The organism is Cellulomonas fimi, from assembly GCF_028527925.1.
GTDB classification, from domain to species: domain Bacteria; phylum Actinomycetota; class Actinomycetes; order Actinomycetales; family Cellulomonadaceae; genus Cellulomonas; species Cellulomonas fimi_C.
In genome coordinates this window covers 43,110-69,235 of record NZ_JAPESW010000018.1, presented here as the reverse complement: position 1 = coordinate 69,235, position 26,126 = coordinate 43,110, and the positions used below count along the sequence as shown (strand labels likewise).

The window sequence follows — 26,126 nt, the reverse complement described above, 5'->3', positions numbered from 1 at the left end:
CCCAAGACTGAGTGGCAACCGGGTGAACGAGCGCGCCGGCTCGGGGACCCGCGTGCGCGGGGTGGACATCGCGGCCATGGTCGCCACCGCCGTCAACAAGGACGGCCATCGGGAGGTCCTCGGCGTCGAAGTCTCGACCGCCGAAGACAGCGGCAGGCGGCCGTCCGCGCGACGCGGCACACGACGCTCCCTCAGGCGCGCGCCGTGACGAGCCGATAGAGCAGGCAGAGCAGGTAGCGGAGGTAGAGCAGCCTGAGGTCCCCATCCCTGTTCGAGCGTGGATCACGAACGCCCGGGGCGAGCACTTCGTCAAGGGCGAGGCGGTCGCATGGACCCGCACGCAGGTCAGGGTCCACTACATCCACGAAGCTAGGCGTGAGGGCTGGGCATGGTTGTGGTCGTCGGCCGCCGAACGCCGATGACCGCTCAGTTGTCCCAACGGGCCGGGTGGTGGAACACCCGGCTCGTTGTCGTTCTCACGGAGTTCTGGGCCGTTCGAACAGCAGTCCATTCCGGCACTCGACGTCGGTGAGTGCCAGCGCCGAACGACATTGATGTCGTTTGCGCGACCAGTCGGTCGGCTTCGAGCGGCGCTGGTCGCGACTCCGGCGGTAGGTGCGCGCGGTCGCCGGGAGTGCCGTCCCGCTTGTGGACGAAACCCACCACGCCCGGATCGCACTCCCGTCCGGCGACCCGCGCAGCCCCGCGCTCCGCCTTGATCTTCTCGACCGTCGGTGTGACAGCGAACACTGGAACTTCAACCTTCGTTGGCACAACTCCAATGTCCGCTGTCACACCACAGCGGGGTGCGGGCCTCTCGTGGAGCGAGGTCAGGACCGGATCAGAAGTCCCAGTCCTCGTCCTCGGTGTTGACGGCCTTGCCGATGACGTACGACGAGCCCGACCCCGAGAAGAAGTCGTGGTTCTCGTCCGCGTTCGGCGACAGCGCCGACAGGATCGCCGGGTTCACGTCGGTCTCGTCGCGCGGGAACAGCGCCTCGTAGCCGAGGTTCATCAGGGCCTTGTTGGCGTTGTAGCGCAGGAACTTCTTGACGTCCTCGGTCAGCCCGACGCCGTCGTACAGGTCCTGCGTGTACTCCACCTCGTTGTCGTACAGCTCGAAGAGCAGCTCGAACGTGTAGTCCTTGAGCTCCTGGCGCTCCTCGGCCGACAGCGTCTCGAGGCCCTTCTGGAACTTGTAGCCGATGTAGTACCCGTGCACCGCCTCGTCACGGATGATCAGGCGGATGAGGTCGGCCGTGTTCGTGAGCTTCGCGCGGCTCGACCAGTACATGGGCAGGTAGAAGCCCGAGTAGAAGAGGAACGACTCGAGCAGCGTGCTCGCGACCTTCCGCTTCAGGGGCGAGTCGCCCTTGTAGTACTGCATGACGATCTCGGCCTTGCGCTGGAGGTTCGGGTTCTCCTCCGACCAGCGGAACGCCTCGTCGATCTCCTTCGTGGAGCACAGCGTCGAGAAGATCGACGAGTACGACTTGGCGTGCACCGACTCCATGAACGCGATGTTCGTGTAGACGGCCTCCTCGTGCGGCGTGATCGCGTCCGGGATCAGGCTGACCGCGCCGACCGTGCCCTGGATCGTGTCGAGCAGCGTCAGGCCGGTGAAGACGCGCATGGTGAGCGTCTTCTCCTGCTCGGTGAGCGTGGCCCACGACTGGATGTCGTTCGACACCGGCACCTTCTCCGGCAGCCAGAAGTTGCCGACGAGCCGGTCCCAGACCTCGGCGTCCTTCTCGTCCTCGAGCCGGTTCCAGTTGATCGCCGACACGCGGTCGATCAGCTTGAGCTTCCCCGTCGGGGTCATCGAACTTCTTCCTTCGTCAGGTCGAGCGAGCGGAGCGCGGTCAGAGCATGCACGAGACGCAGCCCTCGACTTCCGTCCCCTCCAGTGCGAGCTGGCGGAGGCGGATGTAGTAGATCGTCTTGATGCCCTTCTTCCAGGCGTAGATCTGCGCCTTGTTGAGGTCACGGGTCGTCGCCGTGTCCTTGAAGAAGAGCGTCAGCGACAGGCCCTGGTCGACGTGCTGCGTCGCCTCGGCGTAGGTGTCGATGACCTTCTCGTAGCCGATCTCGTACGCGTCCTGGTAGTACTCCAGGTTGTCGTTCGTCATGAACGGCGCCGGGTAGTAGACGCGGCCGATCTTGCCTTCCTTGCGGATCTCGATCTTCGACGCGATCGGGTGGATCGACGACGTCGAGTGGTTGATGTACGAGATCGAGCCGGTCGGCGGGACCGCCTGCAGGTTCTGGTTGTAGATGCCGTGCTCCTGGACGGAGGCGGCCAGCGCGCGCCAGTCGTCCTGCGTCGGGATGTGCACGCCCGCGTCGGCGAACAGCGCGCGGACACGCTCGGTGCGCGGCGCCCACTCCTTCTCGACGTACTTCTGGAAGTACTCACCCGTCGCGTACTTCGAGTCCTCGAACCCGTAGAACGCCTGCTTGCGCTCCTGCGCGAGCAGGTTCGACGCACGGATCGCGTGGTAGGCGACCGTGTAGAAGTAGATGTTCGTGAAGTCGAGGCCCTCGTCGGACCCGTAGAAGATCCGCTCGCGCGCCAGGTAGCCGTGCAGGTTCATCTGGCCGAGGCCGATCGCGTGGCCGCCGCGGTTGGCGCGCTTGACCGACGGCACCGACTCGATGTCCGTCTGGTCGGACACGGCCGTGAGCGCACGGATCGCGGTCTCGACCGACTTGCCGAAGTCCGGCCCGTCCATCGCGAGCGCGATGTTCATCGAGCCGAGGTTGCAGGAGATGTCGCGGCCGACGTGGTCGTACGACAGGTCCTCGTTGAACGTCGACGGCGTCGACACCTGGAGGATCTCCGAGCACAGGTTCGAGTGCGTGATCTTGCCCTTGATGGGGTTCGCACGGTTGACCGTGTCCTCGAACATCACGTACGGGTAGCCGGACTCGAACTGCAGCTCCGCGAGCGTCTGGAAGAACTCGCGCGCGTTGATCTTCGTCTTGCGGATGGCCGCGTTGTCGACCATCTCGTAGTACTTCTCGGTGACGTCGATGTCCGCGAACGGCACCCCGTACACGCGCTCGACGTCGTACGGCGAGAACAGGTACATGGGCTCGTTCTTCTTCGCCAGCTCGAACGTGATGTCCGGGATGACGACGCCGAGCGACAGCGTCTTGATGCGGATCTTCTCGTCGGCGTTCTCGCGCTTGGTGTCGAGGAACCGGTAGATGTCCGGGTGGTGCGCGTGCAGGTACACCGCACCGGCGCCCTGGCGCGCACCGAGCTGGTTCGCGTACGAGAACGAGTCCTCGAGGAGCTTCATGACGGGGATGACGCCCGAGCTCTGGTTCTCGATGTGCTTGATCGGGGCGCCGTGCTCGCGGATGTTCGACAGGAGCAGGGCCACGCCGCCGCCGCGCTTGGACAGCTGCAGGGCGGAGTTGATGCCGCGCGCGATGGACTCCATGTTGTCCTCGATGCGCAGCAGGAAGCAGGAGACGGGCTCGCCGCGCTGCGCCTTGCCGAGGTTGAGGAACGTCGGCGTCGCCGGCTGGAAACGGCCGCTGACGATCTCGTCGACCAGGCTGATCGCGAAGTCCTGGTCGCCCTCGGCGAGGCTGAGCGCGACCATGCAGACGCGGTCCTCGAAGCGCTCGAGGTACCGCTTCCCGTCGAACGTCTTCAACGTGTACGACGTGTAGTACTTGAACGCGCCGAGGAACGTCTGGAAGCGGAACTTCTTCGAGTACGCGTACTCGAAGAGCGTCTTGATGAACGCGCGGTCGTACTTCGCCAGGACGGCCGGGTCGTAGTACTTGTTCTCGACCAGGTAGTCGAGCTTCTCGTCGAGGTCGTGGAAGAAGACCGTGTTCTGGTTGACGTGCTGCAGGAAGTACTGCCGCGCCGCCTCACGGTCCTTGTCGAACTGGATCTTCCCGTCCGCGTCGTAGAGGTTCAGCATCGCGTTCAGGGCGTGGTAGTCCAGCCCCGTCAGCTCTACGCGGGTATCTGCGACTGTCGCTGCCAAAATGTCCTCAATCCCTCGCGGACGCGGTGCACGTCCTCGTTCGTTCCCATGAGCTCGAACCCGTACAGGTAGGGGACGCGGCACTTGGCCGCGATGATGTCCCCCGCGATGCAGTAGGCCTCGCCGAAGTTGGTGTTCCCCGCCGCGATGACGCCGCGGACGAGCGACCGGTTGCCCTCGTCGTTGAGGAACTTGACGACCTGCCGCGGCACGGCGCCGCCCTCGTTGCCCCCACCGTAGGTGGGGACGACCAGGACGTACGGCTCCGTCACGTGCAGGAACGGGTCAGTCGGCCGCAGCGGGATGCGCTGGGCGGGCAGGCCCAGCTTCTCCACGAAGCGGTGCGTGTTGTTCGAGGCGGAGGAGAAGTAGACCAGCGCGCTCATCGGCCTGCTCCCCTCGCCTCGGTCGGACCGTCGGTCTCGATGTGCGGTGTCGGTACGAGGGCACGGCGGAGCCGACCCTCTTCGTGTGCGTACCGGGGGCGGAAGCCCGCCGGGCCGACGCGGTGCGAGTCCTGCGCCGGCCCGGGGCGTCCGTGGTGGGCGACCGGTCCGGCCGCCCGCTGGGTCAGGCGACCGCGGCGGCCATGCGGTCGGCGAGCGCCTTGATGCGGTCCGGGCGGTAGCCCGACCAGTGGTCACCGTCGACGATCACGACGGGAGCCTGGAGGTGGCCGAGCGACATGACGTAGTCGCGCGCGTCGGCGTCCTCGCTGATGTCCACGACGGTGTACTCGGCACCCAGCTTGTCGAGCGCGCGGTAGGTCGCGTTGCACTGCACGCACGCCGGCTTGCTGTAGACCGTGATCGTCATCGTGGCTCCTTGTTCACTCTCGCGCGACGCTCCCCCCGGAGTGGGTCGCGATGGTCTGTGGGCCCCTTGCGGAGCCGATCGCGGTTCCCCCACCGCGTCGACTTCAACACTACACCTAGGGGTGCGACTCACAAGCCACCACTAGGGATTGTGTTACATCCGTGTCGTTCAACTTCACCCTGTGGAGAACCCAGGCTATCGCCGAGGTCCGACAGAGCCTGCGACCTGCGGGTTCGCCGACCGTCCACAGGCGTCCCCAGCGGCCGCACAGCACCGTGCACAACAGGGTCCACAAGGGCAGCGTCCAGTTCGTCCGGACGCGCCGGTGCGCGACACGCCGCACGGGTCGCAGGGCGTCGTCCGACAGATCGCCCGGACGGGTGACGGGCGGCACGTGACGACCGACCTCGGACCGGTCGGAGACGGTGGCGGGACCTGCGCCGGAGGCGTCGGAGCGGGCGCAGGCGACGTCAGAACGGTGGCGCGGAGGCGTCGGGGCGGTGGCACGACGGACGTCGGGCCCCGGCGCGAGACGCGTCCGGGGCCCGACGAGGCGGCTGCGCGGGTGTCTACAGCGGGAAGGCCGCGTAGAAGTCGGCGATGTCCTCGACGGGGGCGACGACACGGAACACCGACGACCCGTTGGTCCAGACCGCGACGCCCGTGCCGTCACCGGCGTCGACGACCGTGAAGGACCCCGCCGGGGTACCGCCGGCGACGACCTCGCCCGTCATCGGGAGCGACTGGTCGCCCGTACCCGCCGAGGCGGACGGGCTCGGCTCGGCCGCGGTGGTCGGCAGCGCCGCGACGAGCCCGGCCGCGACCGCAGACGCCTCCTCCGGCGTCTCCCACTGGCCGGCCCGCACGAGCGCCTCGCCGTCCGCGCCGTCCCCGAACGTCTCCGTGTACGCCTCGACCGCACCCGCGGCGAGCCACTCGTCGTCGGGGGCGGAGCTCGTCAGCGCGTACTGCAGCACGGTCGTCGGAAGAGCCGTCGCGAACGCGGTCGTGGCGGTCCGCGCCGCGGGCTGGATCGTCGGGGTCGGCGACGGCAGCAGGACGGTGCTCGCCACCGGCGGCGGCGCGTCGCCGTCCGTGTTCCGCGACATCAGGATGCCCACGACGACCGCCGCGACGACGACCACGACCGCGCCGATCACGGCCGGCAGGAGCCAGCGCGGGCGACCGCCGCCACCACCCGTCGGGCCGTCGGTCGAGGCGCCCGGCTCGCCGGAGGCGCCCGCCGCCGCCGACGCCGCCGCGACCGCACGGACGGGACGCGTCGACGGCTTGCCGAACGACGGGCGCACGGGGACGCGACGTGACGGGCCTGTCGTGGGCGCGGTGGGGGGAGCGGTCGGGATCCCGGAGGGGACGTCGGCACCGGCGGGTGCCCCGGCGGCGGACGCGGCGCGGACCGGGGGACCCGCCGGGGCCGCGGCCGGCACCGGCGCGGCCGACGCAGCAGTACCGACGGCGGCAGCAGGACCGGCGGACGCGACGGGACCGGCGGACGCGACGGGACCGCGGGGCGCGACCGGACCGGCGGACGCGACGGGACGGCCGACCGGACCGGCGGGCGCAGCCGGACCAGCGGACGCAACGGGACCGCCGGGCGCAGCGGGACCGCCGGACGCCGGACGACCGACGGTCGTCTCCGGACCCGTGGGCGCCACGCCCGCCGCGCCGGAGGCCGTACCCGGCGCGCCGGACGTCGTCGCCGCGCGCGTGGGCAGCGGGGTCGCGGCGGAGGTGGTCGCGGGCGTCGGGGCCGTGAACGTGGGGCGGCCGGGGGCGGACCCGGGCTCGGCGGTGAGGGGCGCCGGCCGGACGAGCCCCGGCGGCGGACCCACGGGGGGCACGGCAGTCGCCGGGGGCGCCGAGGCGGTCCCCGGCGTCGACACGGCACCGGCGAGGGCGCCCGCGAGCGCGCCTGCCGGCGCGGTGCCGGCGGCCGTACCCGCGGGGGCACCACCGGCGGGCGCCGAGGCAGCTGCGGTCGCGGGGGCCGCGGTCGCAGCTGCCGCCCCGCCGCGGCGAGGAAGGGGTGCGGCGTCGGCGGGCGCCTGGTCGGTCGGGGCGAACGGCGCGTTCGCCGGTGTCGGGGGAGCCGGCGGCGCGGCGGGCGGCGCCGCGGCGGGCGGCACGGGAACGGGTTCCGCACCAGCGGACGCCGGCGGCGCGGCGGCGCTCGGCGCGGTCGCGGGGACCAGAGGCGGCGGGGGCGGGCCGTCGGAGGCCGTCGCACCCGTCGGCGCCCAGCCCAGCCGCCCCCAGTGCGGGCTCGTGTTGCCGCCGGATCCGCCGGTCTCGGTCATCGGGTTCCCATCGCTCGCGGTGCCCGACGAGCCCGTCGGACGCTCCGCAGCCTACCGACGGGCGCTCAGCCGAGGACGTCGCGACGCCGGAAGGCGGTGAACCCGGCGGCGAGCAGCACGACCGCGACGGCGGTCACGGCGACGACCGGCGGCCAGGCCATCTCGTCGGCGGGAAGCCCGGGGAGGTAGGTGAACGGGGAGAGCGCGTCGGACCCGTCGGGCAGGAGCTGGCCGAACATCCCCACGACGCCGACGTACGCGACGTACGCCCAGACGACCCCCAGCAGTCGCGGGGCGACGGCGTAGACGAGGACGGCCAGCCCGAGCACGCACGCGATGCCGGGCAGCGTGACGGCGGCCGCGCCGACGAGCACGCCGACCTGGGCGGGGTCGTCGAGGCTCGCAGCGGCCGTGACACCCATGACGAGCCCGCTGACGAGCATGATGACGAGCCCGGCGACGCCCGCCACGCCGACCTGCGTGCCGAGCCAGCGCCACCGCGACACGGGTCCAGCGAGCACGCGGGCACCGCGGGTCGCGACCTCCTCGTGCCGGACCGCGGCGACGCCGGTGACGACGTACGACGCGGCCATGACGGCGAGGAACATCGTGTAGAGCGCGAAGGCGCCGGCGGTCGCGTCGGTCCCGCTGCCGAACATCTCGCCGAGGGTCGCGTCGTCCTCGATGAAGTCGACGATCGCCCCGGCGAGGACGCCGATCAGCGCGCCGCACAGCACGATCGCGATGCCCCAGGACGTGATCGCGCCGGTCTGCCGGCGCAGCGTCAGCGCGGTCATGCCCGAGAGCGCGGGACGCGCCGCGGGCCGTCCGAGCCGTTCGGGGACGAGCCCGGTGCCCAGGTCACGTCGGCCGACGAGCCGGAACGCGACCGCCACGCACGCGGCGGCGAACGCGACGCCGATCAGCAGCGGCCACCAGCGCTCGTCGACGTAGGCGCGCGTGGCCTGCGCCCAGCCGAACGGCGAGAGCCAGGTGAGGACGCTCGTGCTCTCGGGTCCGCGGACGTCGCCGACCGCGCGGAGCAGGAACGCGACGCCGAGCGCCGCCATGCCGAGGCTCGACGCGGTGCGCCCGTGCGACGAGAGCTGCGAGGCGACCGCCGAGATGCCCGCGAACACGAGTCCGACCATGACGACGCCCGCGCACATCGCGGCGGAGCCCACCGGGTCGAGGTCGGTGGACAGGAGCGCGAGGAACGTGAGCCCGCCGACGGCGAGCGTCGCGACGACCGCGGCGACGAGCCCCGCGACGACCGGTGCGTCCCGGCCGACCGGGGCGGACCGCACGAGCTCGAGGCGGCCGTCCTCCTCGGCGGCGCGCAGGTGACGCGTCACCGCGAGGATCGCCATGATCGCGACGGGCAGCATGACCCACAGCGCGATCTCGTTCGCGGTCATGGCGCCGAGCGTGTAGTCGTCGAGCCCGTAGCCCGGGCCGGCCAGCGCGGTCGCCGCGGGCGACGAGATGAGCGTCGCGCGGGCGGCGCGCGTCGCGGGGTCGGCGTAGACGTCGGCCAGGGCGTCGACGGACACCTGCGTCATCCCGGCGACCGCGACCGCCCAGACGAGGATGCGCCAGCGGTCGAACCGCAGCGCGACCCGGACGAGGGCTCCCGTCCCGACGAGGGGGTCGTCGCGACCGGGGCGCTCGGCGGCGGCCGGCACGCGCGGCCGCGTGGTCGTCGTCGTCATCGTCCCTCGCCCTCCCGCACACCGAGCGTCGCGAGCTCGTCGCTGTACTCGCGCAGGAACAGGTCCTCGAGGGTCGGCGGGTGCGCGACGAGCGAGGTGACGCCGAGCCGGGGCAGGGTGGCCAGGACCTCGTCGAGCGCGGCCGTGTCGACGTCCGCGGTGACGTGGCCGTCGTCGCGGCGCAGGTGGTGGACGCCCGGCAGCGCGCCGAGCGCCGTCTCCGCGGCCGCGCCGTCGCGGACACCCGCGACGACCGTGGTGCGGGTCAGGCCGCGCAGCTCGTCGAGCGACCCGGACTGCACCGCCTTCCCCTGCCGGATGATCGTGACGCGGTCGGCCAGCGCCTCGACCTCCGCGAGGATGTGGCTCGACAGCAGGACGGTTCGGCCCTCGGCCGCGGCCTCGCGCACGACGTCCTGGAACACCGCCTCCATGAGCGGGTCGAGGCCGCTCGTCGGCTCGTCCATGAGCAGCAGCTCGGCGTCGGTCGCGAGCGCCGCGACGAGCGCGACCTTCTGCCGGTTGCCCTTGGAGTACGCGCGGCCCTTGATCCGCGGGTCGAGCTCGAACCGCTCGACGAGCTCCGTCCGACGGCGGGGGTCCAGACCGCCGCGGAGGCGGCCGAGCACGTCGATCGCCTCGCCGCCCGACAGGTTGGGCCACAGGCTCACGTCGCCCGGGATGTACGCGAGCCGGCGGTGCAACGCGACCGCGTCGTGCCACGGGTCGCCGTCGAGCAGCCGCACCTCGCCGGAGTCCGCGCGCAGGAGTCCTAGCAGGACGCGGATCGTCGTCGACTTGCCCGCCCCGTTCGGGCCGAGGAAGCCGTGCACCTCACCGGTCCGCACGGTGAGGTCGAAGCCGTCGAGCGCGCGCTTCGCGCCGAACGTCTTCACCAGGTCGCGTGTGACGATCGCGTCACTCATGGGGGTTCTCCTCGTAGGCGAGAAAGGCGTCGAGGTAGGAGCTGTCGGTGAACAGGCCCTGCGTGTAGAGCTCGAGGCTGCCGACCATGACGTTGGCGTACATCGCCTTCATGGCGGCCGTCGGGTCCTCGGTCGGGGCCGGGCCGCGGCCCGCTGCAGCGTCGGTCTGCGCCATGACGATCGTGCCGACGGTCGTCGCGATGAGCGCCCGCGCGCGCCCGTGCGGGTCGCGGCTCGGCCGGATCGTGCCGGCAGCGACGCCGTCCTCCAGGTACTTCTCCGCGTCCTCGACCATGCCGTCGACGAACCGCGCCGCGAGCGAGCCGCCGTCGAGCAGGCTCCGCACGACGTACGCGAACAGCGGCGCGTACTCCTCGAGCATCGCGAGCTTGGCGACGACGTCGGTGGGCGGGGCACCGGCGACCGCGGCGGACTTCTCCTCGAAGATGCGGTGCAGGACGTGCTCGTCGCACGCGGCGCGCAGCGCGTCCTTCGAGCCGAAGTGGTGGACGACGAGCGCCGCGCTGACGCCCGCGTCGGCGGCGATCGCCCGCATGCCCACCCGGAAGCCCTCGCGGCCCCAGCGCGCGATGGCCGCGTCGCGGATGCGGGCGCGGGCGGTCAGGTCGTCGGAGGCTGAACGCACGTTCACCACACTAAACACTCGTTCAGTGTGCGCGCAAGGGTCCGGTCGCCGCGGCGGGGGTGTCGCGTGCGGCGCTGTCGGTGGGCGTCGGTACGGTGCCGGGCGTGAGCACGACGACCACCAAGCGCGCCGACCGCAGCGCCCGCCCCGGCTTCCGCTGCGCCGAGTGCGGCTGGACGGCCACGAAGTGGGTCGGACGGTGCGGCGAGTGCCAGGCGTGGGGCACGGTCAGCGAGGACCTCGGGCCCGGCGGCGGCGCTCCGCGCACCGTCGCGACCGCGCCCACCCGCTCCCCCGCGCGCCCGATCAGCGAGATCGACGTCGAGGCCGCACGAGCCCGCCCGACCGGCGTCGACGAGCTCGACCGCGTGCTCGGCGGCGGCATCGTGCCCGGCGCGGTCGTGCTGCTCGCGGGCGAGCCGGGCGTGGGCAAGTCGACGCTGCTGCTCGACGTCGCAGCCCGCGCGGCCCGGGGCGGACGCCGCGTGCTCTACGTGACGGGCGAGGAGTCCGCCGGGCAGGTGCGCCTACGGGCCGGGCGCGTCGGCGCGCTGCACGAGCAGCTGCTGCTCGCGGACGAGACCGACCTCGCGACCGTGCTCGGCCACATCGAGGTCGTCGACCCCGACCTGCTCGTCCTCGACTCCGTCCAGACGATCGCGTCCGCGGCCGTCGAGGGCACCGCGGGAGGCGTCGCGCAGGTCCGCGAGGTCACCGCCGCCGTCATCGCCGCGGCGAAGTCCCGCGACCTGCCCGTCGTGCTCGTCGGGCACGTCACCAAGGACGGGTCCGTCGCCGGGCCGCGCACGCTCGAGCACCTCGTCGACGTCGTCTGCCAGTTCGAGGGCGAGCGGCACTCGCGCCTGCGGCTGCTGCGCGCGACCAAGAACCGCTTCGGACCGACCGACGAGGTCGGCTGCTTCGACCTGTCCGAGAACGGCATCGTCGGCCTCGCCGACCCCTCCGGGTTGTTCGTGTCGCGGTCGCACGCCGCCGTCCCGGGCACCTGCCTGACCGTCACGCTCGAGGGGCGCCGGCCGCTCGCGACCGAGGTCCAGGCGCTCGTCGCGCCGTCCGCGGTGCCGAACCCGCGCCGGACGACCTCCGGCGTCGACTCCTCCCGGCTCGCGATGGTGCTCGCCGTGCTGCAGCGACGCCTCGGCGCGCGGCTCGCCGACCAGGACGTCTACGTGTCGACCGTCGGCGGCGCGCGCGTCGTCGAGCCCGCCGCCGACCTCGCGCTCGCGCTGGCCGCCGTCAGCTCGCGCGAGAACACCGCGCTGCCGCAGGGGCTCGTCGCCGTCGGCGAGGTCGGGCTCGCCGGGGAGATCCGCAGCGTGTCCGGCGTCGGGCGCCGGCTGTCGGAGGCCGCGCGGCTCGGGTTCACACGTGCCGTCGTGCCGGCCGGGTCGCTCGACGGCGTCGCCCCGCCCGACGGGATCCGCGTGCTGCAGGTCGGCGACCTCGCGCAGGCCGTCAGCGCAGCCGGGATCGGCGCGTGAGCGGGGAGCACGAGCGCGGCGCGGCGGCGGAGCGCGAGGTGGCGGCCGAGCGCGGAGACGCGGCGGAACGCGAAGGGGCGGCGGAACGCGAGCGGGCGGCAGAGCGCGAGGAGGCGGCAGAGCGCGAGGGCGCGGCTGAGCGCGAGGGCGCGGCTGAGCGCGAGGGCGCGGCTGAGCGCGACGACGCGGTGCGGCGAGAGGCGGCGGCGGAGCACGACCGCGTCCGCGGGGACGACGCCGTCTGCGAGCACCGGGACGTCGCCTGGGAGCCGTCCCCCGTCGTGCTGTGGACCGACGTGGAGAGCACCGTCCACCGGCTGCGGTGCACCGCGTGCGGCGTCGAGACGGCGCTCATCGACCACCGCAGGCTGCCGGCCCTGTGAGCGGGGCGAACGCGCGGACGTCCGCACTCGTCGTGCCCGGTAGGCGGGTCGTCCGGAACTCGCTCGACACGGCTCGTTACCATGCTCAGGTGCCGACCTCGCACGCCCCCGACGACCTGCTCAGGTCCACCCTCGCCGCCGTCGCCCCCGGCGGTGAACTTCGCGACGGCCTCGAGCGGATCCTGCGCGGCCGCACGGGCGCCCTCATCGTGCTCGGCTTCGACGACCTCGTCTCGAGCATCTGCTCCGGCGGGTTCGAGCTCGACGTCGAGTTCTCCGCGACCCGCCTGCGCGAGCTCGCCAAGATGGACGGCGCGGTCGTCGTCGACGGGGACCGCATCGTCCGCGCCGCCGTGCAGCTGCTGCCCGACCAGACCATCGAGACGTCCGAGTCCGGCACGCGGCACCGCACCGCCGAGCGCGTCGCCAAGCAGACCGGCTTCCCCGTGATCTCGGTGTCCGCGTCCATGCGGATCATCGCGCTCTACGTCGGCGGCCAGCGGCACGTCCTCGAGGACTCCACGACGATCCTGTCGCGCGCCAACCAGGCCCTCGCGACGCTCGAGCGCTACAAGGCCCGCCTCGACGAGGTCAGCGGCACGCTGTCGGCGCTCGAGATCGAGGACCTCGTCACCGTCCGCGACGTGTCCACCGTGGTCCAGCGGCTCGAGATGGTCCGCCGCATCTCCGAGGAGATCGAGGGCTACGTCGTCGAGCTCGGCACCGACGGGCGCCTCCTCACGCTCCAGCTCGACGAGCTCGTCGGCGGCCTCGGGTCCGACCGCGCGCTCGTCATCCGCGACTACGTCGACACCCACCGCCGCGACGTCGACACGGTCCTCGCCGCGCTCGGCGAGCTCACCTCGACGGAGCTCCTCGACATCGCGCACATCGCCCGCGTGCTGGGGCTGCCCGGCGGCGGCGACGCCCTGGACGCGGCCGCCGGCCCCCGCGGCTACCGGCTGCTCTCGAAGGTCCCGCGGCTGCCCGGCACGATCGTCGACCGGCTCGTCGCGCACTTCGGCGGTCTGCAGAAGCTCCTCGCGGCCAGCATCGACGACCTCATGGCCGTCGACGGCGTCGGCGAGCAGCGGGCGCGTGCGGTGCGCGAGGGTCTCTCCCGGCTCGCGGAGTCGTCGATCCTCGAGCGGTACGTCTGACGCGCGAGCCGGACGTCCGGTCGGCGGGCGAGCGTCGAACGCTCCGGCGCCGTCCGCTGCAGGTCAGCCGAGGCCGAAGACCACCGGCGTCGCCGTCGCACCGGCGAGCGTGAACGCCGCCGAGTAGGTCCCCGCGCCCGGGGTCGGCTGGTCGGCCGGGCAGCCCTGGGCGGAGCGCACCCGGTTCCACGCGAGCGTCGACTCGTCGGCCGTGCCACCGGCGAGCAGGAGCGTGCGGGACTCGCTGCCCGCGACCGGGCAGTCCTTGGACGACCAGACGCGGTCGACGCCGGACGTGATGACGATCTCGCGCTGCGCGTCGCCCGCGTCGACGACGCACGGCTGCGTGCCGGTGTTCGTGATGCTCACCGTGAACGTCGGGCTCGTGCCCTCGGGGAAGGACTCGGCGGTCGCGGCGATCGCGAGCGCGAGGGCCTCGGGCGCGCAGGTCTGCGGGACGCCCGAGGTGTCCTCGGTGTCCTCGTCGCCGTCGGCTGCGGGCGTCTGCGCCGGGTCCTTCGGCTCGGACGACGGCGTGTCCGCCGGCGAGGCGTCGGTCGGCGGGGTCGCCGAGCCGCGGCCGGCGACCAGCCAGACGACCAGCGCGACGAGGAGCAGCGGGATCCCGAGGACGACGCCCCGCCGCACCCAGTACACCCGGGCGGGCAGCGGGCCTGCGGGCCGGACGACGCCCATCGCACCCCCTCGGTCGGCTTCTCGGTCGGTCGGTCGTCGCGTCGACCGGCGCTCGCGCGCGGTGCAGCGGCCTGACGCGCGACCACAGTACGGCGGCGGCGCACGGTGACCGGACCCGACTCGCGGGCCGAGACGCACGGGCGGACGCCGGCGCCGGCGCCGGCCGGCGTCGCACCCACACGGGCGTGGGCGGCGTCGGGGAGGATGTCCGGGTGTCCCCGACCTTCGACGCCGCCGGCGTGCGCGACGACGTGGTCGCGTGGTTCGACGAGCACGCGCGCGACCTGCCGTGGCGCGCACCGGACCGCACGCCGTGGGGCGTCCTGGTCAGCGAGGTCATGCTCCAGCAGACGCCGGTCGTGCGCGTCGAGCCCGCGTGGCGCGCGTGGATGACGCGCTGGCCGACGCCGGCCGACCTGGCCGCCGCGAGCACCGCCGACGTGCTGCGCGCGTGGGACCGCCTCGGCTACCCGCGACGGGCGCTGCGGCTGCAGGAGTGCGCGCGGGCCGTCGTCGAGCGGCACGGGGGCGAGGTCCCCGACGACGAGGCCGCGCTGCTCGCGCTCCCCGGGATCGGCTCGTACACCGCGGCAGCCGTCCGGGCGTTCGCGTTCGGACGGCGGTCGGTGGTGCTCGACACCAACGTCCGACGGGTGATCGCGCGGGTCGCCGCGGGAGCCGCACTCCCGGCGCCGGCCCAGACGGTGACCGAGCTGCGCCTCGCGGGGACGTTCGTGCCCGACGACGACGCGACGGCGGCGCGGTGGGCGGCGGCGTCCATGGAGCTCGGCGCGCTCGTCTGCACGGCGCGGTCGCCACGCTGCGACGCGTGCCCGGTCGCCGACCGCTGCGCGTGGCGCGCGGCGGGCCGACCCGCCGACGAGCACGCCGCGCGACGCCGCACGCAGGCGTGGGCGGGGACCGACCGGCAGGTGCGCGGGCGGGTGATGGCGCTGCTCCGCCTCGCGATCGAGCCGGTGCCGCAGGACGCTGTCGACGCCGTCTGGCCGGACCGCGTGCAGCGGGAGCGGTGCGTGGACGCGCTCGTCGCGGACGGTCTCGTCGTGCGCGTCCCGGGCCACGACGACGACGCGCCGCCGACCTACCGCCTGCCCGCCTGACGCCGGCTCGCCGTCCGCGCGTCCTCGTCCGTGCAGGTCGTCCGACGGCCGCTCGGGCGACCTGCGCTTGACGGTCGTCGGGCGAGCGGAGACGGTGCGGGCATGCGCCTCTTCGACGTCGTCCGCTACCCCCTCGACCGGTTCGACAGCGCGGGGGTGCTGCTCGACGCCGTCCCGCCGACGACCGGTGCGACGAGCGTGCACGTCGCGCGGCTCGACGCGGGCGGCACGATCGGCCGGCACCGGGCGGTGCGGCGACAGGTGCTCGGCGTCGTGTCGGGGGATGTCGAGGTCCGGACCGACGACGAGCCGCGCGTCACCGCCGGCCCGGGCACGCTCGTCGTCTGGGAGCCCGGCGAGCTGCACCAGACGTGGGCCGTGACGGAAGCCGTCCTGGTGATCGTCGAGACGTCCGGCGATCTCGACGTCGCGGACCCGTTCGTCGAGCGGACGGCCTGACCTCAGTCGACCGGCCGCCTCGGTCCCGGTCGTTCAGGCCGGTGCCGGGAGCCCGTCGTTGCGAGGACCGGGCTCGGTCGGGATGCCGGACCCCACGCCCGCGGCCCCGTCGTGCGGCTCCGCGAGCGCGGCCTCCGGGACCGCCGCGGGCGCTGCCTCGGTCGCGGCCGGGGCGGTGTCGGTGAGGGCCCAGGCCTCCTCGGCGACGGAGCGCGGGCGGAGGAACGCGACGACGAGGTAGGCGAGCAGCGACGTGATCGCGCCGTAGAACGTCGGCCAGCCGTCGAAGGTCGCGGGCACGAGGTCGTTCGGGACGTAGAGGACGTCGTTCGGGACGCCGTAGATCGTGGGCGTGAGGACGAAGAGCCCGAGCCGCACGGTGAGGCCGACCGCCATCGCGGCGACCGCGGCGTCGCGACCGCCGCGCTTCCAGAACAGGCCGAGCAGGAATGGCACGACGAGTGCGGCGAGCATGAGGTCGAACGCGAGGGTCAGCAGGATCCCCGTCTGGGCGACCTCGAGCGCGACGGTCACGCCCAGGACGACGATCGGCACCATCGCGAGGCGGGTCCAGCGCAGCAGCGGGTCCTTGACACCGGGGGTGTCGACGACGCGGCGGACGCCGAAGATGTTGCGCACCGCGACGGCGGACGTCGCGAGGATGGCCCCCGACGCGGTCGAGAACGACGCGGCGACGATGCCCGAGAGGACGAGGATCGCGAGCCCGGGCGGCGCGTAGTCGTCGAGCAGCGTGAACAGGACCGGTCCGTCGGCGGTCGTGATGCCGAGCACGGAGACCGCGGTGAGCGCGACGAGGCCGTAGGCGACGCCGACGAGCGCGGTGCCCGCGGCGGCGGTGAAGCACGAGCGGCGGGCGATCTCGGGCGACTTCGCGGAGAACACGCGCTGCATGAAGTCGATCGCGACGATGTCGCCGATGCCGAGCGAGATGAGCGTCGCCCAGTTGATGGGGGCGCCCGCGTCGGTGGACGTGAGCTGCTCGAGGTCGAACGGGCCCATGCCGGGGTCGATCTGGAAGCCGATCGTCGAGCCGACCCACCACAGCATCGCGACGGTCGCGGCGGCGGTGATGGTGATCTGGATCGCCGCGGTGTAGGCGTCGGAGAACATGCCGCCGCCGATCGTGTAGACGAGCACGAGGACGACGGCGATGACGACGCCGACCGTGTAGTCGAGCCCGAGGAACCGCTCGAGCAGGAACCCGCACGCGACCAGGTTGCCCGCCATGAGGATCGCGAACGCGAAGATCATGAGGACGGACGCCGAGACCTCGACGCCACGCCCGTACCGGATCCGGTAGAAGTCGCCGAGCGTGAAGAGCTTCAGGCGGTGCATGGGCTTGGCGAGGAAGAGGCCGGTCAGCGTGAGGCAGATCGCGAGGCCGAGCGCGAGCGACGTGCCCGCCCAGAAGCCGAACGACGAGGTGAGGTCGGTGTTGCCGACGGTCGCGTTCGAGTCGACCGCGGCCGCCATGAGGGAGGCGGCGACGAGCGGGACGCCGAGGCGACGCCCGGCGACGAGGTAGTTGGCGCTGTCCCCGTCGACCTTGCGGGCGACGAGGATGCCGACGAGGACGACGGCGAGGACGGAGAGCCCGACTCCGGCGATGATCATGGTGGCTCCGGGAGGGACGGCGGCGGCGCCGGGCTGCTCTCCCGGGTCGGCGCGGTGGCCAGGTCACGACGCGTGTCGAGAGTTTCTGTCGCTCGACAGGTTCATTGACCACCCGGGCTGTGTCGCCGTCGCTGCACGCACGAAACGGCTGTGTTAAATCCCGCTCCGCAGCGACCGCGCGGACGCGGGCACACGCGCACGCGCGCGAGGCGCCGCGTCGGCCGTCCGGCTCCGGGGTGCGCGCGGCGGGTGTCAGCCCTCGACGAGGCCCGCCTCGTGCACGCGCACGACGAGCTGCACCCGGTCCCGGCACCGCAGCTTGCGCAGCACCTCCGACAGGTGGGTCTTGACCGTCGACTCGCCGATGTAGAGCTCGGCCGCGATCTCGCCGTTCGACAGCCCGCGCGCCGCCGCGAGCGCCACCTCACGCTCGCGCGGGGTCAGTGCGTCGAACTCCGGCGACGGCCGGCGGACGCGTCGCGAGAAGTCCTCGACGAGCCGCCGCGTCACGTTCGGGCCGAGCAGCATCGAACCCTCGGCGACGAGGCGGACCGCCTCGACCAGCCGCTCCGCGGTGACGTCCTTGAGGAGGAACCCGCTGGCACCGGCGCGCAGCGCGTCCAGCACGTACTCGTCGAGGTCGAACGTCGTGAGGACCAGGACGCGCGTCGACGGGTGCCGCGCGACGACCTGCTGCGTCGCGGCGATCCCGTCGAGCACGGGCATCCGCACGTCGACGACGGCGACGTCGGGCTCGGTGCGCGCGACGAGCTCGACCAGCGCACGCCCGTCGGCGGCCGTGCCGACGACCTCCAGGTCCGGCGCCGAGCCGAGGATCGCCGCGAACCCCTGCAGGACGACCGGCTGGTCGTCCGCGACGACGACGCGCGTCATGCGCGTGCCCCCGCGCCGGCCTCGGGCGTGCCGGGAGGCCCGTCGGGCAGCAGCGCCTCGACGACGAACTGCCCGCCCGCCGTGCGCACGTCGAGCAGACCGCCGAGCGCCTCGACGCGCTCCCGCATCCCGACGAGCCCGCGCCCGGGCACGACCGGTCGGTCCGGCTGGGGGGACGCGTTGCGGACGACCAGGCCGACGCCACGGGCGTCGCTGCGGAGCTCGACGTCGACGGGCTCCCCGAAGGCGTGCCGTCGCGCGTTCGTCAGGCACTCCTGGACCACGCGGTAGAGGACGTAGCCGGTCGGCTCGTCGATGTCGCGCCAGGCGCCCGACACCCGGACCTCCTGCCCGGCGTCCCGGGCGGCGGCGACGAGCACGTCGACGTCCTGCGCACCGGGCTGCGGCGCCCGCTCCGCACCCTCCGTCGCCTCGGACCGCCGCAGCACCGTGAGGACCTGCCGCAGCTCGCCGAGCGCCTGGCGCCCGTCCGACGCGACCGCCGCGAGCACCTCGCGCGCGTCGTCGTCGAGGTCGGGGTACTGGAACGGCGCGCTCTCGGCGCGCACGACGACGAGCGACACGTGGTGCGCGACGACGTCGTGCAGGTCGCGCGCGAGCCGCGCGCGCTCGGCCGCGGCGGACTCGACCTCGAGCGCCCGCCGCTCCTGCGACTCCGCCGCGCGCGTCCGGGCCCGGCTCCGCGACGACGAGCCGGCCGCCGCCGCGAGGCTCACCGCGGCGCCCACCGCGACGACGTGCGCGACGAAGACGTACGCCGAGAACCCGGACCCCGAACCGGAGTCGGTCAGGCCGACAGGCACGCTCGCGACGACCGGAGCCGCGCAGAACCACAGTGCGACCCCGACCGCCGCCACCACCGGCACGACCGCCCGCACCGGGCCGTCGAGCGCGGCGAGCACCGCGACCGCGACCAGCGCGAGCCACCACCCGTAGGCCCACCACCCGAGCCAGGCGTACCCGAGGAAGGGCAGCAGCACGAGGACGGTCGCCCACACGGGGTGCGCGCGCCCGAGGAGCACGCCGACGACCACGACGACGAGCGCGGCCAGCACGTACCCCGACGACGCCCCCGGCGCCGTGCCGTACGACACCCAGGAGCCGTCGCGGTACACGACGCCGTCGAGGGCGGGGCTCGCCAGCAGGAACGCCCCGACGAGCGTCGCGAGGACGATCGACGGCAAGGACCTGCGCAGCGCGGCGCCGGCCGCCGGCACGGCAGCGGCGACTGGGCCGGCAACGGGCAGCGTGCTCATGACGTCGATGCTCGCGGCCGTGGTCGTGCCCGCGCCAGGGCCGCGCGCGGGACCACCACCTCCCCCTCGCGACGGAGGACGCGCACGGTCACGCGGGTGCTACGTCGACGGACGGCGCACCGCGACCGTCGTCCGGCGCGGAGACCGGTGCACGGCCAGGTGCGGCGAGCGGCGCACGGTCCGACGCCGGGAGCGGCGCACGGCCGGACATGGTGACGGGGACACGCTCAGTGACCTCCCGGACCCCCGACGCGCGCGCGGTCGCACCCGTGGCCGCCGACGCGAGGTCCGCGGACGCGGTGCGTGCCGCCTCCACGGTCGTGGCGTCACCGCCGAGGAGCCGGAGCACGCCGTCCGCCACCGACCGAGCGACGGCGTCGTCGTCGAGGCGCTCGCCCGCGCGCCGCCGGAGGATGACCGACTCGACGAGCCCGAGGACGAGCGGGCCGGCGGCCTCGACCGCGACCACGTCGTCGGTGGCGGGCGCTTCCCCGGCGGCCGCGAGCGCGGCGAGCACCTGGGCGGCGAGGTCGTCGTAGCGGGTGCGCAGGCGGTCGCGGAGCGCGTGGAACTCGGCGAACTGCTCGCCGTCGACCTCGGGCAGCAGGTACAGCGCGCCGACGTTGACGGGGCTCGTCGTCAGCAGCAGCACGTCGGCGTGCGCGAGGGCCCAGAGGCGGGCGGCGGCCGGGGCGTCGTCGGTGGTCGCGAGGCGGTCGGCGAGCTCGAGCGACGGGCGGACGGACCCGAGCAGCAGGTCGAGCAGGATCGCGTCCTTGCTCGCGAAGTGGTGGTAGATCGACGCCTGCCGGACGCCCGCCCGGTCGGCGACCGCGCGGGTGCTGGTCGCGGCGTAGCCGACGGTGCAGAACAGGGCCGCGGCGGCGTCGAGCACGTCCTGCCGGGTGTCCCGCTGCTCGTGCGGGTCGCCGGTCGCGCGTGGTCGTCCAGGTCTGCGTCCCATGGCCTGGGGAACGTACCACCGGTCCGTGCGGTGCCCGGAGACCTCGCCCCCGGGCCCGGGCGACTGCCACGCACATGTCCGGCACCGGGCCTGCGTCGACGCCGGGCGAGCCCCTTCCTGCGGCGATACCGACATGGGTGCCGTTCGCGGGCCGTGAGCGGCACCCATGTCGGTATCGAGCGGGCGCCCGGCCGGCGGGGCGGCGTAACGCAACGTTTACGGGGTGGTGACCGGCGGGGAACAGGCGGTCGGGAGGCTGTTTCTGTCAGACGACAGAAAACCCAGGAGCCCGACATGACGACCGCCAGCGCTCCCCCGACGAGCGACCCGGGGACCGGCACCACCGCCGGTGCCCGCGCACACGCCCGGGCCCAGGAGGCCGCAGCCGCCGGCCAGGTCCACGCGATGCCGACGCTCCCCGCGAGCGCCTGGCCCAGCCCGCCGGCCGACGTCGACCCGGCGGACCTGGTGCACGCGGAGGTCGTCACGGGCGGCGGGTACACGCATCTCGCGGTCGCGCGCGGCACGCACGTCCGGCTCACGGACCTGACCGGCGACGCGTGCGCGCACGTGCTCGCGTACCGGCTGGACCGGCCGTGGGAGCGGCTCAACGTCGCGGACACCGTCAAGGTGCAGTGGCAGGTCTACCTGACGGCGGGGCACCTGCTGCTGTCCGACGCGGGCCGCGTGCTCGCCTCGGTCGTGCAGGACTCGTCGGGCCGGCAGGACGCGCTGTTCGGCACGACGACCCGCGCGCGCAACGCGCAGCGCTACGGCGACGGCGACGCGCACGGCCCGTCGCCCGCGGGCCGTGAGCTGTTCGCCCTGGCGGCCGCGAAGCACGGGCTGACACGTCGGGACCTGCCGCCGAGCGTGTCGTTCTTCCAGGGCGTCCGGGTCGACGACGACGGCCGTCCGCACTTCGAGGGCTCGGCCGGCGCCGGTGCGGCGGTCACGCTGCGCGCCGAGGTGCCGCTGCTGCTGCTCGTCGCCAACACCGCGCACCCGCTCGACCCGCGGCCGGAGTTCACGTCGTCGCCGCTCGAGGTCCTCGCCTGGCACGGCTCGGCCACCACGCCCGAGGACCCGCTGTGGACCGCCACTCCCGAGGGCCGTCGCGCCTTCACCAACACCGTCGCCGACCTCACCGCCCGGGGGATCGCATGACCACGACCACGCCCGCGACCGGCACGCCCGACACGGCGGTCGCCGACGCGTTCCCCGCGACCGCAGCCAGCCCGGCGACCCCCGTCACCTCTGCTCCGACGACCGGGCCGGCACCCGACGCCGACCCCGTCCCGGCCGGCGAGGTGCTGCGTGACGACGTCGTCCCGGCCCGCGCGCCCTGGTCGGCGGTGGTCGCGGCCGGCGACGTGCTGACGATCGTCGACCTCGGCGGCAACCAGGCGGTCGACTTCCTCGTCTACGACGCGCACGACACGTCGCTGCGGTACAGCGCGCCCGACACGATCCAGGCGCAGGACTCGGTGTTCCTCACGACCGGATCGGTGCTGCGCGACTGCGAGCACGGCGAGCTCATGACGGTCGTCGCCGACACCTGCGGCCGGCACGACACCCTGGGGGGCGCGTGCTCGCAGGAGTCGAACACCCTGCGCTACGGCCACCACACCCGCGCGCAGCACGCATGCGTCGAGAACTTCCTCGCGGAGGGCGGGCGGCACGGGCTCGGCAAGCGCGACCTGGTGTCGAACATCAACTGGTACATGAACGTGCCGGTCGACCCGGACGGTGCGCTCGGCATCGTCGACGGCATCTCCGCACCGGGGCTGGCGGTGTCGCTGCGGGCGGAGCGCGACGTCCTCGTCGTCGTCTCGAACTGCCCGCAGGTCAACAACCCGTGCAACGGCTTCGACCCGACCCCGGTCCGCATGGTCGTGACCCACCCCGACCGGACGGGCACCCCGACCACGCCGACGACGGAGGCCGCACGATGAGCTTCGACACCCTCCTCGTCGCGAACCGCGGCGAGATCGCGGTCCGCATCCTGCGCACCGCGCGCAACCTGGGCCTGCGCACGGTGGCCGTCTACTCCGACGCCGACGCGGGCGCCCCGCACGTGCACCTGGCCGACACCGCGGTCCGTCTGGGCCCGGCGCCGGCGGCGCAGTCGTACCTGCGAGCCGACGCGATCGTCGAGGCGGCGCTCGCGACCGGTGCGGGGGCGATCCACCCGGGCTACGGCTTCCTGTCGGAGAACGCGGGGTTCGCCCGGGCCGCCGAGGCGGCGGGCGTCGCGTTCGTCGGGCCGACGCCCGACCAGCTCGAGCTGTTCGGCGCGAAGCACACGGCCCGCGCGGCCGCGGCGGCGGTCGACATGCCGATGCTCGTCGGGACGGGTCTGCTGGAGGACCTCGACGAGGCGCAGGCGGAGGCCGCGCGGATCGGCTTCCCGGTCATGCTCAAGGCGACGGCGGGCGGCGGCGGGATCGGCATGCGCGCGTGCGCGACGCCCGACGAGCTGGCGGCGGCCTGGGAGGCGGTCCGCAGGACCGCGGGTGCGGCGTTCGGGTCGGCCGGCGTGTACCTGGAGCGGCTCATCACCGCGGCGCGGCACGTCGAGGTGCAGGTGTTCGGGGACGGGCTCGGCCGCGTCGTCACGCTGGGCGACCGCGACTGCTCGCTGCAGCGGCGGCACCAGAAGGTCGTCGAGGAGGCCCCGGCGCCCGCGCTGCCCGACGTGGTGCGGCAGCGGATCGCCGACGCGGCGCGCGACCTCGCGGCGTCGGTGCGGTACCGCAGCGCGGGCACCGTCGAGTACGTCTACGACGCCGAGCGCGAGGAGGCGGCGTTCCTCGAGGTCAACACGCGCCTGCAGGTCGAGCACCCGGTCACGGAGGCCGTCTACGGCGTCGACCTCGTGGCCTGGATGATCCGGCTGGCCCAGGGCGACACGAGCCCGCTCGACACGCCGCTGCACCCGCGCGGTGCGGCCGTCGAGGCGCGCGTCTACGCGGAGAACCCCGACCGCGACCACCTGCCGTCGGCGGGCACGGTGACGTCCTTCGCGGTGCCGGCGGACGTGCGCGTCGACACCTGGGTCGAGCCCGGCCTGGAGGTGTCGACGCACTACGACCCGCTGCTCGCGAAGGTCGTGGCGGCGGGCGACGACCGCGCCGCGGCGTGGGCCGCGCTCGACGGCGCGCTCGCCGCGAGCCGCCTCGACGGGATCGCGACCAACCTCGGCCTGCTGCGCAGCATCGTCCGCACGCCCGAGGTCGCCGAGGCCCTGCACCACACGGGCACGCTCGCGCACGTCCGCGACGCCACGCCCCGCGTCGAGGTGGTCCGCGCGGGAATGCTCACGACGATCCAGGACTGGCCGGGCCGCACGCACCTGTGGCACGTCGGCATCCCGCCGTCGGGCCCGATGGACGACCTGTCGTTCCGCCTCGGCAACCGCGCGCTCGGCAACCCCGAGGGTGCGCCGGGCCTCGAGTGCACGATGGCCGGCCCGGAGCTGCGCTTCGTGACCGGCGCGACCGTGCTGGTCGCGGGCGCCCCGACCCCCGTCGCGGTCGACGGGACGCCCGTGCCGCAGTGGGAGCCGGTCGACGTCCCCGCGGGCGGCCTGCTGACGATCGGCACCCCGACCGCGGGCATGCGCTCGTACGTGCTCGTGCGCGGCGGCCTCGACGTGCCCGACGTGCTCGGCTCGGCGGCGACGTTCGACCTCGGCCGCATCGGCGGCGCGACCGGCCTGCCCCTGCGCCCCGGCGACCTGATCTCCCTGGGCACCGCGCCGGCCGACGCGCCCGCCGCGCACGCCGTGCCCGTCGACGACAGGCCCGTCATCCCGTCGTCGTGGCGCATCGGTGCACTGGAGGGCCCGCACGCGGCGCCGGAGTTCTTCACCACGGACGACGTCGAGGAGTTCTACGCCGCCACGTGGTCGGTGCACTTCAACTCGGCCCGGACGGGCGTGCGGCTCGTCGGGCCCAAGCCGACGTGGGCGCGCCCCGACGGTGGCGAGGCGGGGCTGCACCCGTCGAACATCCACGACACGCCCTACGCGGTCGGCGCGGTGGACTACACGGGCGACCTGCCGATCCTGCTCGGCCCCGACGGCCCGAGCCTCGGCGGGTTCACGTGCCCCGCGACGGTCGCGCTCGGCCAGCTCTGGAAGCTCGGGCAGCTGCGCCCCGGCGACGAGGTCCGGTTCGTGCCCGTCGACGAGGCGCAGGCCGACGACCTGCGCCGGCGCCCGCAGGCCGACCCGGTGCCCCGCCGCGCACCGCACGTCGACGGCGGCGTCCTGGGCCGCACGCCGGCCCGCCCGGCGCGCACGGCGACGACGGGCGTCCCGGCGGGCGGCACGACCACCGACCCCGAGGTCACCTACCGCCGCTCCGGCGACGACAACCTGCTCGTCGAGTACGGGCCGATGAAGCTCGACCTCGCGTCGCGCATGCGCGTCCACGCGCTCATGGAGGCCGTGCAGCAGCGCGTCGACCACGACGGCCTGCGCGGGGTCGTCGACCTCACGCCCGGCATCCGCTCGCTCCAGCTCCACGTCGACCCGGACGTGCTGCCGCTGCGCCGCGCGCTCGAGATCGTCGAGGAGGTCGAGGAGACGCTGCCCGCGACGCGCGACCTCGTCGTGCCGAGCCGCACCGTGCACCTGCCGCTCTCGTGGGACGACCCGTCGACGCGCGAGGCCATCCAGCGGTACATGGCCGGCGTGCGCGACGACGCCCCGTGGTGCCCGTGGAACATCGAGTTCATCCGCCGCATCAACGGCCTCGACTCGGTCGACGACGTGTACCGCACCGTGTTCGACGCGTCGTACCAGGTGCTCGGGCTCGGCGACGTCTACCTCGGCGCGCCCGTCGCGACCCCGCTCGACCCGCGGCACCGCCTCGTCACGACGAAGTACAACCCGGCCCGCACGTGGACGCCGCAGAACGCGGTCGGCATCGGCGGCGCGTACCTGTGCATCTACGGCATGGAGGGCCCGGGCGGCTACCAGTTCGTCGGCCGGACCATCCAGGTCTGGGACACGTACGCGCGGCACCGGCCGTTCGAGCCGGGCACGCCGTGGCTGCTGCGGTTCTTCGACACGATCCGCTGGTACCCCGTCGGCGCCGACGAGCTGCTCGACCTGCGCGCCGACATGGCCGCGGGCCGGCACGACGTCCGCATCGAGGAGGGCACGTTCTCGCTCGCCGAGCACGAGCGGTTCCTCGCCGCGAACGCGCCCTCGATCGCCGAGTTCCAGGCGCGGCAGGCCGACGCGTTCGGCGCCGAGCGGTCCGCGTGGGAGGCGGCGGGCGAGTTCGACCGTCGCGATCCCGAGCCCGCCGCCCCCTCGGCGACCGGCGTCGCGGTGCCCGACGGGTGCGACGGCGTCGAGGCGCCGTTCGTCGCGACCGTGTTCCGCGTCGACGTCCGCCCCGGCGACGTCGTCGAGCCCGGCCAGCAGCTGCTCGCGCTCGAGGCGATGAAGATGGAGGCGCCCGTCGTCGCGACGAGCGGCGGCACGGTCGTCGAGATCACCGTCACGCCCGGCGACCAGGTCGGCCCCGGTCAGGTCCTCGTCGTCCTCGACCCCGTGGCGGTGACGACCGCCGCGTGACCCACGGCCGTCAC

The 26,126-nt window shown here is 73.9% G+C and carries 22 protein-coding genes; 9 read left to right on the top strand and 13 right to left on the bottom strand.

Annotation, left to right across the window (positions count from 1 at the left end):
* The first annotated feature begins 22 nt into the window (after positions 1-22).
* Positions 23-208, top strand: a complete 186-nt coding sequence (locus OMK64_RS10470) for a transposase (RefSeq protein WP_272728148.1) — start codon at positions 23-25, stop codon at positions 206-208.
* A 633-nt stretch (positions 209-841) separates the two neighbouring features.
* On the opposite strand, the gene nrdF is transcribed toward OMK64_RS10470, so the two are convergent.
* The 8 genes from nrdF to OMK64_RS10430 form a co-directional block, all read right to left on the bottom strand.
* Positions 842-1,822, bottom strand: a complete 981-nt coding sequence (nrdF, locus tag OMK64_RS10465; RefSeq protein WP_272728146.1) for a class 1b ribonucleoside-diphosphate reductase subunit beta — start codon at positions 1,820-1,822, stop codon at positions 842-844.
* Between the two features lie 40 nt (positions 1,823-1,862).
* Complete coding sequence (gene nrdE / locus OMK64_RS10460) at positions 1,863-4,010, bottom strand: class 1b ribonucleoside-diphosphate reductase subunit alpha (protein ID WP_272728144.1); 2,148 nt, start codon at positions 4,008-4,010, stop codon at positions 1,863-1,865.
* Positions 3,980-4,396, bottom strand: a complete 417-nt coding sequence (gene nrdI, locus OMK64_RS10455) for a class Ib ribonucleoside-diphosphate reductase assembly flavoprotein NrdI (protein WP_272728142.1) — start codon at positions 4,394-4,396, stop codon at positions 3,980-3,982. The genes nrdE and nrdI overlap by 31 nt, the downstream gene beginning before the upstream one ends.
* A 184-nt stretch (positions 4,397-4,580) precedes the next feature.
* Complete coding sequence (gene nrdH / locus OMK64_RS10450) at positions 4,581-4,826, bottom strand: glutaredoxin-like protein NrdH (protein WP_013772638.1); 246 nt, start codon at positions 4,824-4,826, stop codon at positions 4,581-4,583.
* A 569-nt stretch (positions 4,827-5,395) separates the two neighbouring features.
* Positions 5,396-6,136: a hypothetical protein gene (locus OMK64_RS10445; RefSeq protein ID WP_272728137.1), complete on the bottom strand. Its 741-nt coding sequence runs from the start codon at positions 6,134-6,136 to the stop codon at positions 5,396-5,398.
* Positions 6,137-7,209: 1,073 nt separating this feature from the next.
* Positions 7,210-8,856 (bottom strand): ABC transporter permease, encoded by a 1,647-nt coding sequence (locus tag OMK64_RS10440; protein ID WP_272728135.1) that lies wholly within the window; start codon positions 8,854-8,856, stop codon positions 7,210-7,212.
* The gene (locus OMK64_RS10435; protein WP_272728132.1) at positions 8,853-9,782 is read right to left on the bottom strand and encodes an ABC transporter ATP-binding protein; all 930 of its coding nucleotides are present in this window, start codon (positions 9,780-9,782) and stop codon (positions 8,853-8,855) included. The genes OMK64_RS10440 and OMK64_RS10435 overlap by 4 nt, the downstream gene beginning before the upstream one ends.
* Positions 9,775-10,428, bottom strand: coding sequence for a TetR/AcrR family transcriptional regulator (locus tag OMK64_RS10430; RefSeq protein ID WP_272728130.1), 654 nt, complete (start codon positions 10,426-10,428; stop codon positions 9,775-9,777). Before OMK64_RS10430 ends, OMK64_RS10435 begins: the two co-directional genes overlap by 8 nt.
* A gap of 104 nt (positions 10,429-10,532) precedes the next feature.
* Here OMK64_RS10430 and radA point away from each other — a divergent pair, with 104 nt between their 5' ends.
* From radA to disA, 3 genes are all read left to right on the top strand, one after another.
* On the top strand, positions 10,533-11,930 hold the full coding sequence (radA, locus tag OMK64_RS10425; RefSeq protein WP_124344376.1) for a DNA repair protein RadA: 1,398 nt from the start codon (positions 10,533-10,535) through the stop codon (positions 11,928-11,930).
* Positions 11,927-12,313, top strand: a complete 387-nt coding sequence (locus tag OMK64_RS10420) for a hypothetical protein (RefSeq protein ID WP_272728126.1) — start codon at positions 11,927-11,929, stop codon at positions 12,311-12,313. Before radA ends, OMK64_RS10420 begins: the two co-directional genes overlap by 4 nt.
* Before the next feature lie 89 nt (positions 12,314-12,402).
* Entirely contained in the window at positions 12,403-13,473 is a 1,071-nt protein-coding gene (gene disA / locus OMK64_RS10415) for a DNA integrity scanning diadenylate cyclase DisA (RefSeq protein WP_272728124.1), read from the top strand.
* A 63-nt stretch (positions 13,474-13,536) separates the two neighbouring features.
* Here the strand turns inward: disA and OMK64_RS10410 are convergent, their stop codons facing one another.
* Entirely contained in the window at positions 13,537-14,169 is a 633-nt protein-coding gene (locus OMK64_RS10410; protein ID WP_272728122.1) for a hypothetical protein, read from the bottom strand.
* Positions 14,170-14,381: 212 nt separating this feature from the next.
* Between OMK64_RS10410 and OMK64_RS10405 the strand changes: the two genes are divergently transcribed.
* Positions 14,382-15,290, top strand: a complete 909-nt coding sequence (locus tag OMK64_RS10405; RefSeq protein WP_272728120.1) for an iron-sulfur binding domain-containing protein — start codon at positions 14,382-14,384, stop codon at positions 15,288-15,290.
* Between the two features lie 102 nt (positions 15,291-15,392).
* Entirely contained in the window at positions 15,393-15,749 is a 357-nt protein-coding gene (locus OMK64_RS10400; RefSeq protein WP_272728117.1) for a cupin domain-containing protein, read from the top strand.
* 33 nt (positions 15,750-15,782) lie between these two features.
* On the opposite strand, the gene OMK64_RS10395 is transcribed toward OMK64_RS10400, so the two are convergent.
* From OMK64_RS10395 to OMK64_RS10380, 4 genes are all read right to left on the bottom strand, one after another.
* Complete coding sequence (locus OMK64_RS10395; RefSeq protein WP_272728115.1) at positions 15,783-17,384, bottom strand: high affinity choline transporter 1; 1,602 nt, start codon at positions 17,382-17,384, stop codon at positions 15,783-15,785.
* A gap of 252 nt (positions 17,385-17,636) precedes the next feature.
* The gene (locus OMK64_RS10390; protein WP_272728113.1) at positions 17,637-18,278 is read right to left on the bottom strand and encodes a response regulator transcription factor; all 642 of its coding nucleotides are present in this window, start codon (positions 18,276-18,278) and stop codon (positions 17,637-17,639) included.
* Entirely contained in the window at positions 18,275-19,555 is a 1,281-nt protein-coding gene (locus tag OMK64_RS10385) for a sensor histidine kinase (protein ID WP_272728110.1), read from the bottom strand. Before OMK64_RS10385 ends, OMK64_RS10390 begins: the two co-directional genes overlap by 4 nt.
* Positions 19,556-19,643: 88 nt before the next feature.
* Positions 19,644-20,519 (bottom strand): TetR/AcrR family transcriptional regulator, encoded by an 876-nt coding sequence (locus OMK64_RS10380; protein WP_272728108.1) that lies wholly within the window; start codon positions 20,517-20,519, stop codon positions 19,644-19,646.
* A 294-nt stretch (positions 20,520-20,813) separates the two neighbouring features.
* Between OMK64_RS10380 and OMK64_RS10375 the strand changes: the two genes are divergently transcribed.
* Genes OMK64_RS10375 through uca form a run of 3 tightly spaced genes read left to right on the top strand, consistent with a single transcriptional unit; the run spans position 20,814 to position 26,112 of the window.
* Positions 20,814-21,686, top strand: a complete 873-nt coding sequence (locus OMK64_RS10375; RefSeq protein ID WP_272728105.1) for an urea amidolyase associated protein UAAP1 — start codon at positions 20,814-20,816, stop codon at positions 21,684-21,686.
* A complete protein-coding gene (locus OMK64_RS10370) occupies positions 21,683-22,474 on the top strand; it encodes an urea amidolyase associated protein UAAP2 (protein WP_272728103.1) in 792 nt (263 codons plus the stop codon). Before OMK64_RS10375 ends, OMK64_RS10370 begins: the two co-directional genes overlap by 4 nt.
* Positions 22,471-26,112 (top strand): urea carboxylase, encoded by a 3,642-nt coding sequence (gene uca, locus OMK64_RS10365; protein WP_272728100.1) that lies wholly within the window; start codon positions 22,471-22,473, stop codon positions 26,110-26,112. Before OMK64_RS10370 ends, uca begins: the two co-directional genes overlap by 4 nt.
* Positions 26,113-26,126 lie beyond the last annotated feature (14 nt).

What these genes read in the sequence shown, in the direction of transcription:
- nrdF (WP_272728146.1), bottom strand. Translation starts at nt 1,822, where the DNA reads ATGACCCCGACGGGGAAGCTCAAGCTGATCGACCGCGTGTCGGCGATC.
- nrdI (WP_272728142.1), bottom strand. Translation starts at nt 4,396, where the DNA reads ATGAGCGCGCTGGTCTACTTCTCCTCCGCCTCGAACAACACGCACCGC.
- nrdH (WP_013772638.1), bottom strand. Translation starts at nt 4,826, where the DNA reads ATGACGATCACGGTCTACAGCAAGCCGGCGTGCGTGCAGTGCAACGCG.
- OMK64_RS10440 (WP_272728135.1), bottom strand. Translation starts at nt 8,856, where the DNA reads ATGACGACGACGACCACGCGGCCGCGCGTGCCGGCCGCCGCCGAGCGC.
- OMK64_RS10435 (WP_272728132.1), bottom strand. Translation starts at nt 9,782, where the DNA reads ATGAGTGACGCGATCGTCACACGCGACCTGGTGAAGACGTTCGGCGCG.
- OMK64_RS10410 (WP_272728122.1), bottom strand. Translation starts at nt 14,169, where the DNA reads ATGGGCGTCGTCCGGCCCGCAGGCCCGCTGCCCGCCCGGGTGTACTGG.
- OMK64_RS10400 (WP_272728117.1), top strand. Translation starts at nt 15,393, where the DNA reads ATGCGCCTCTTCGACGTCGTCCGCTACCCCCTCGACCGGTTCGACAGC.
- OMK64_RS10395 (WP_272728115.1), bottom strand. Translation starts at nt 17,384, where the DNA reads ATGATCATCGCCGGAGTCGGGCTCTCCGTCCTCGCCGTCGTCCTCGTC.
- OMK64_RS10390 (WP_272728113.1), bottom strand. Translation starts at nt 18,278, where the DNA reads ATGACGCGCGTCGTCGTCGCGGACGACCAGCCGGTCGTCCTGCAGGGG.
- OMK64_RS10385 (WP_272728110.1), bottom strand. Translation starts at nt 19,555, where the DNA reads ATGAGCACGCTGCCCGTTGCCGGCCCAGTCGCCGCTGCCGTGCCGGCG.
- OMK64_RS10380 (WP_272728108.1), bottom strand. Translation starts at nt 20,519, where the DNA reads ATGGGACGCAGACCTGGACGACCACGCGCGACCGGCGACCCGCACGAG.
- OMK64_RS10375 (WP_272728105.1), top strand. Translation starts at nt 20,814, where the DNA reads ATGACGACCGCCAGCGCTCCCCCGACGAGCGACCCGGGGACCGGCACC.
- OMK64_RS10370 (WP_272728103.1), top strand. Translation starts at nt 21,683, where the DNA reads ATGACCACGACCACGCCCGCGACCGGCACGCCCGACACGGCGGTCGCC.
- uca (WP_272728100.1), top strand. Translation starts at nt 22,471, where the DNA reads ATGAGCTTCGACACCCTCCTCGTCGCGAACCGCGGCGAGATCGCGGTC.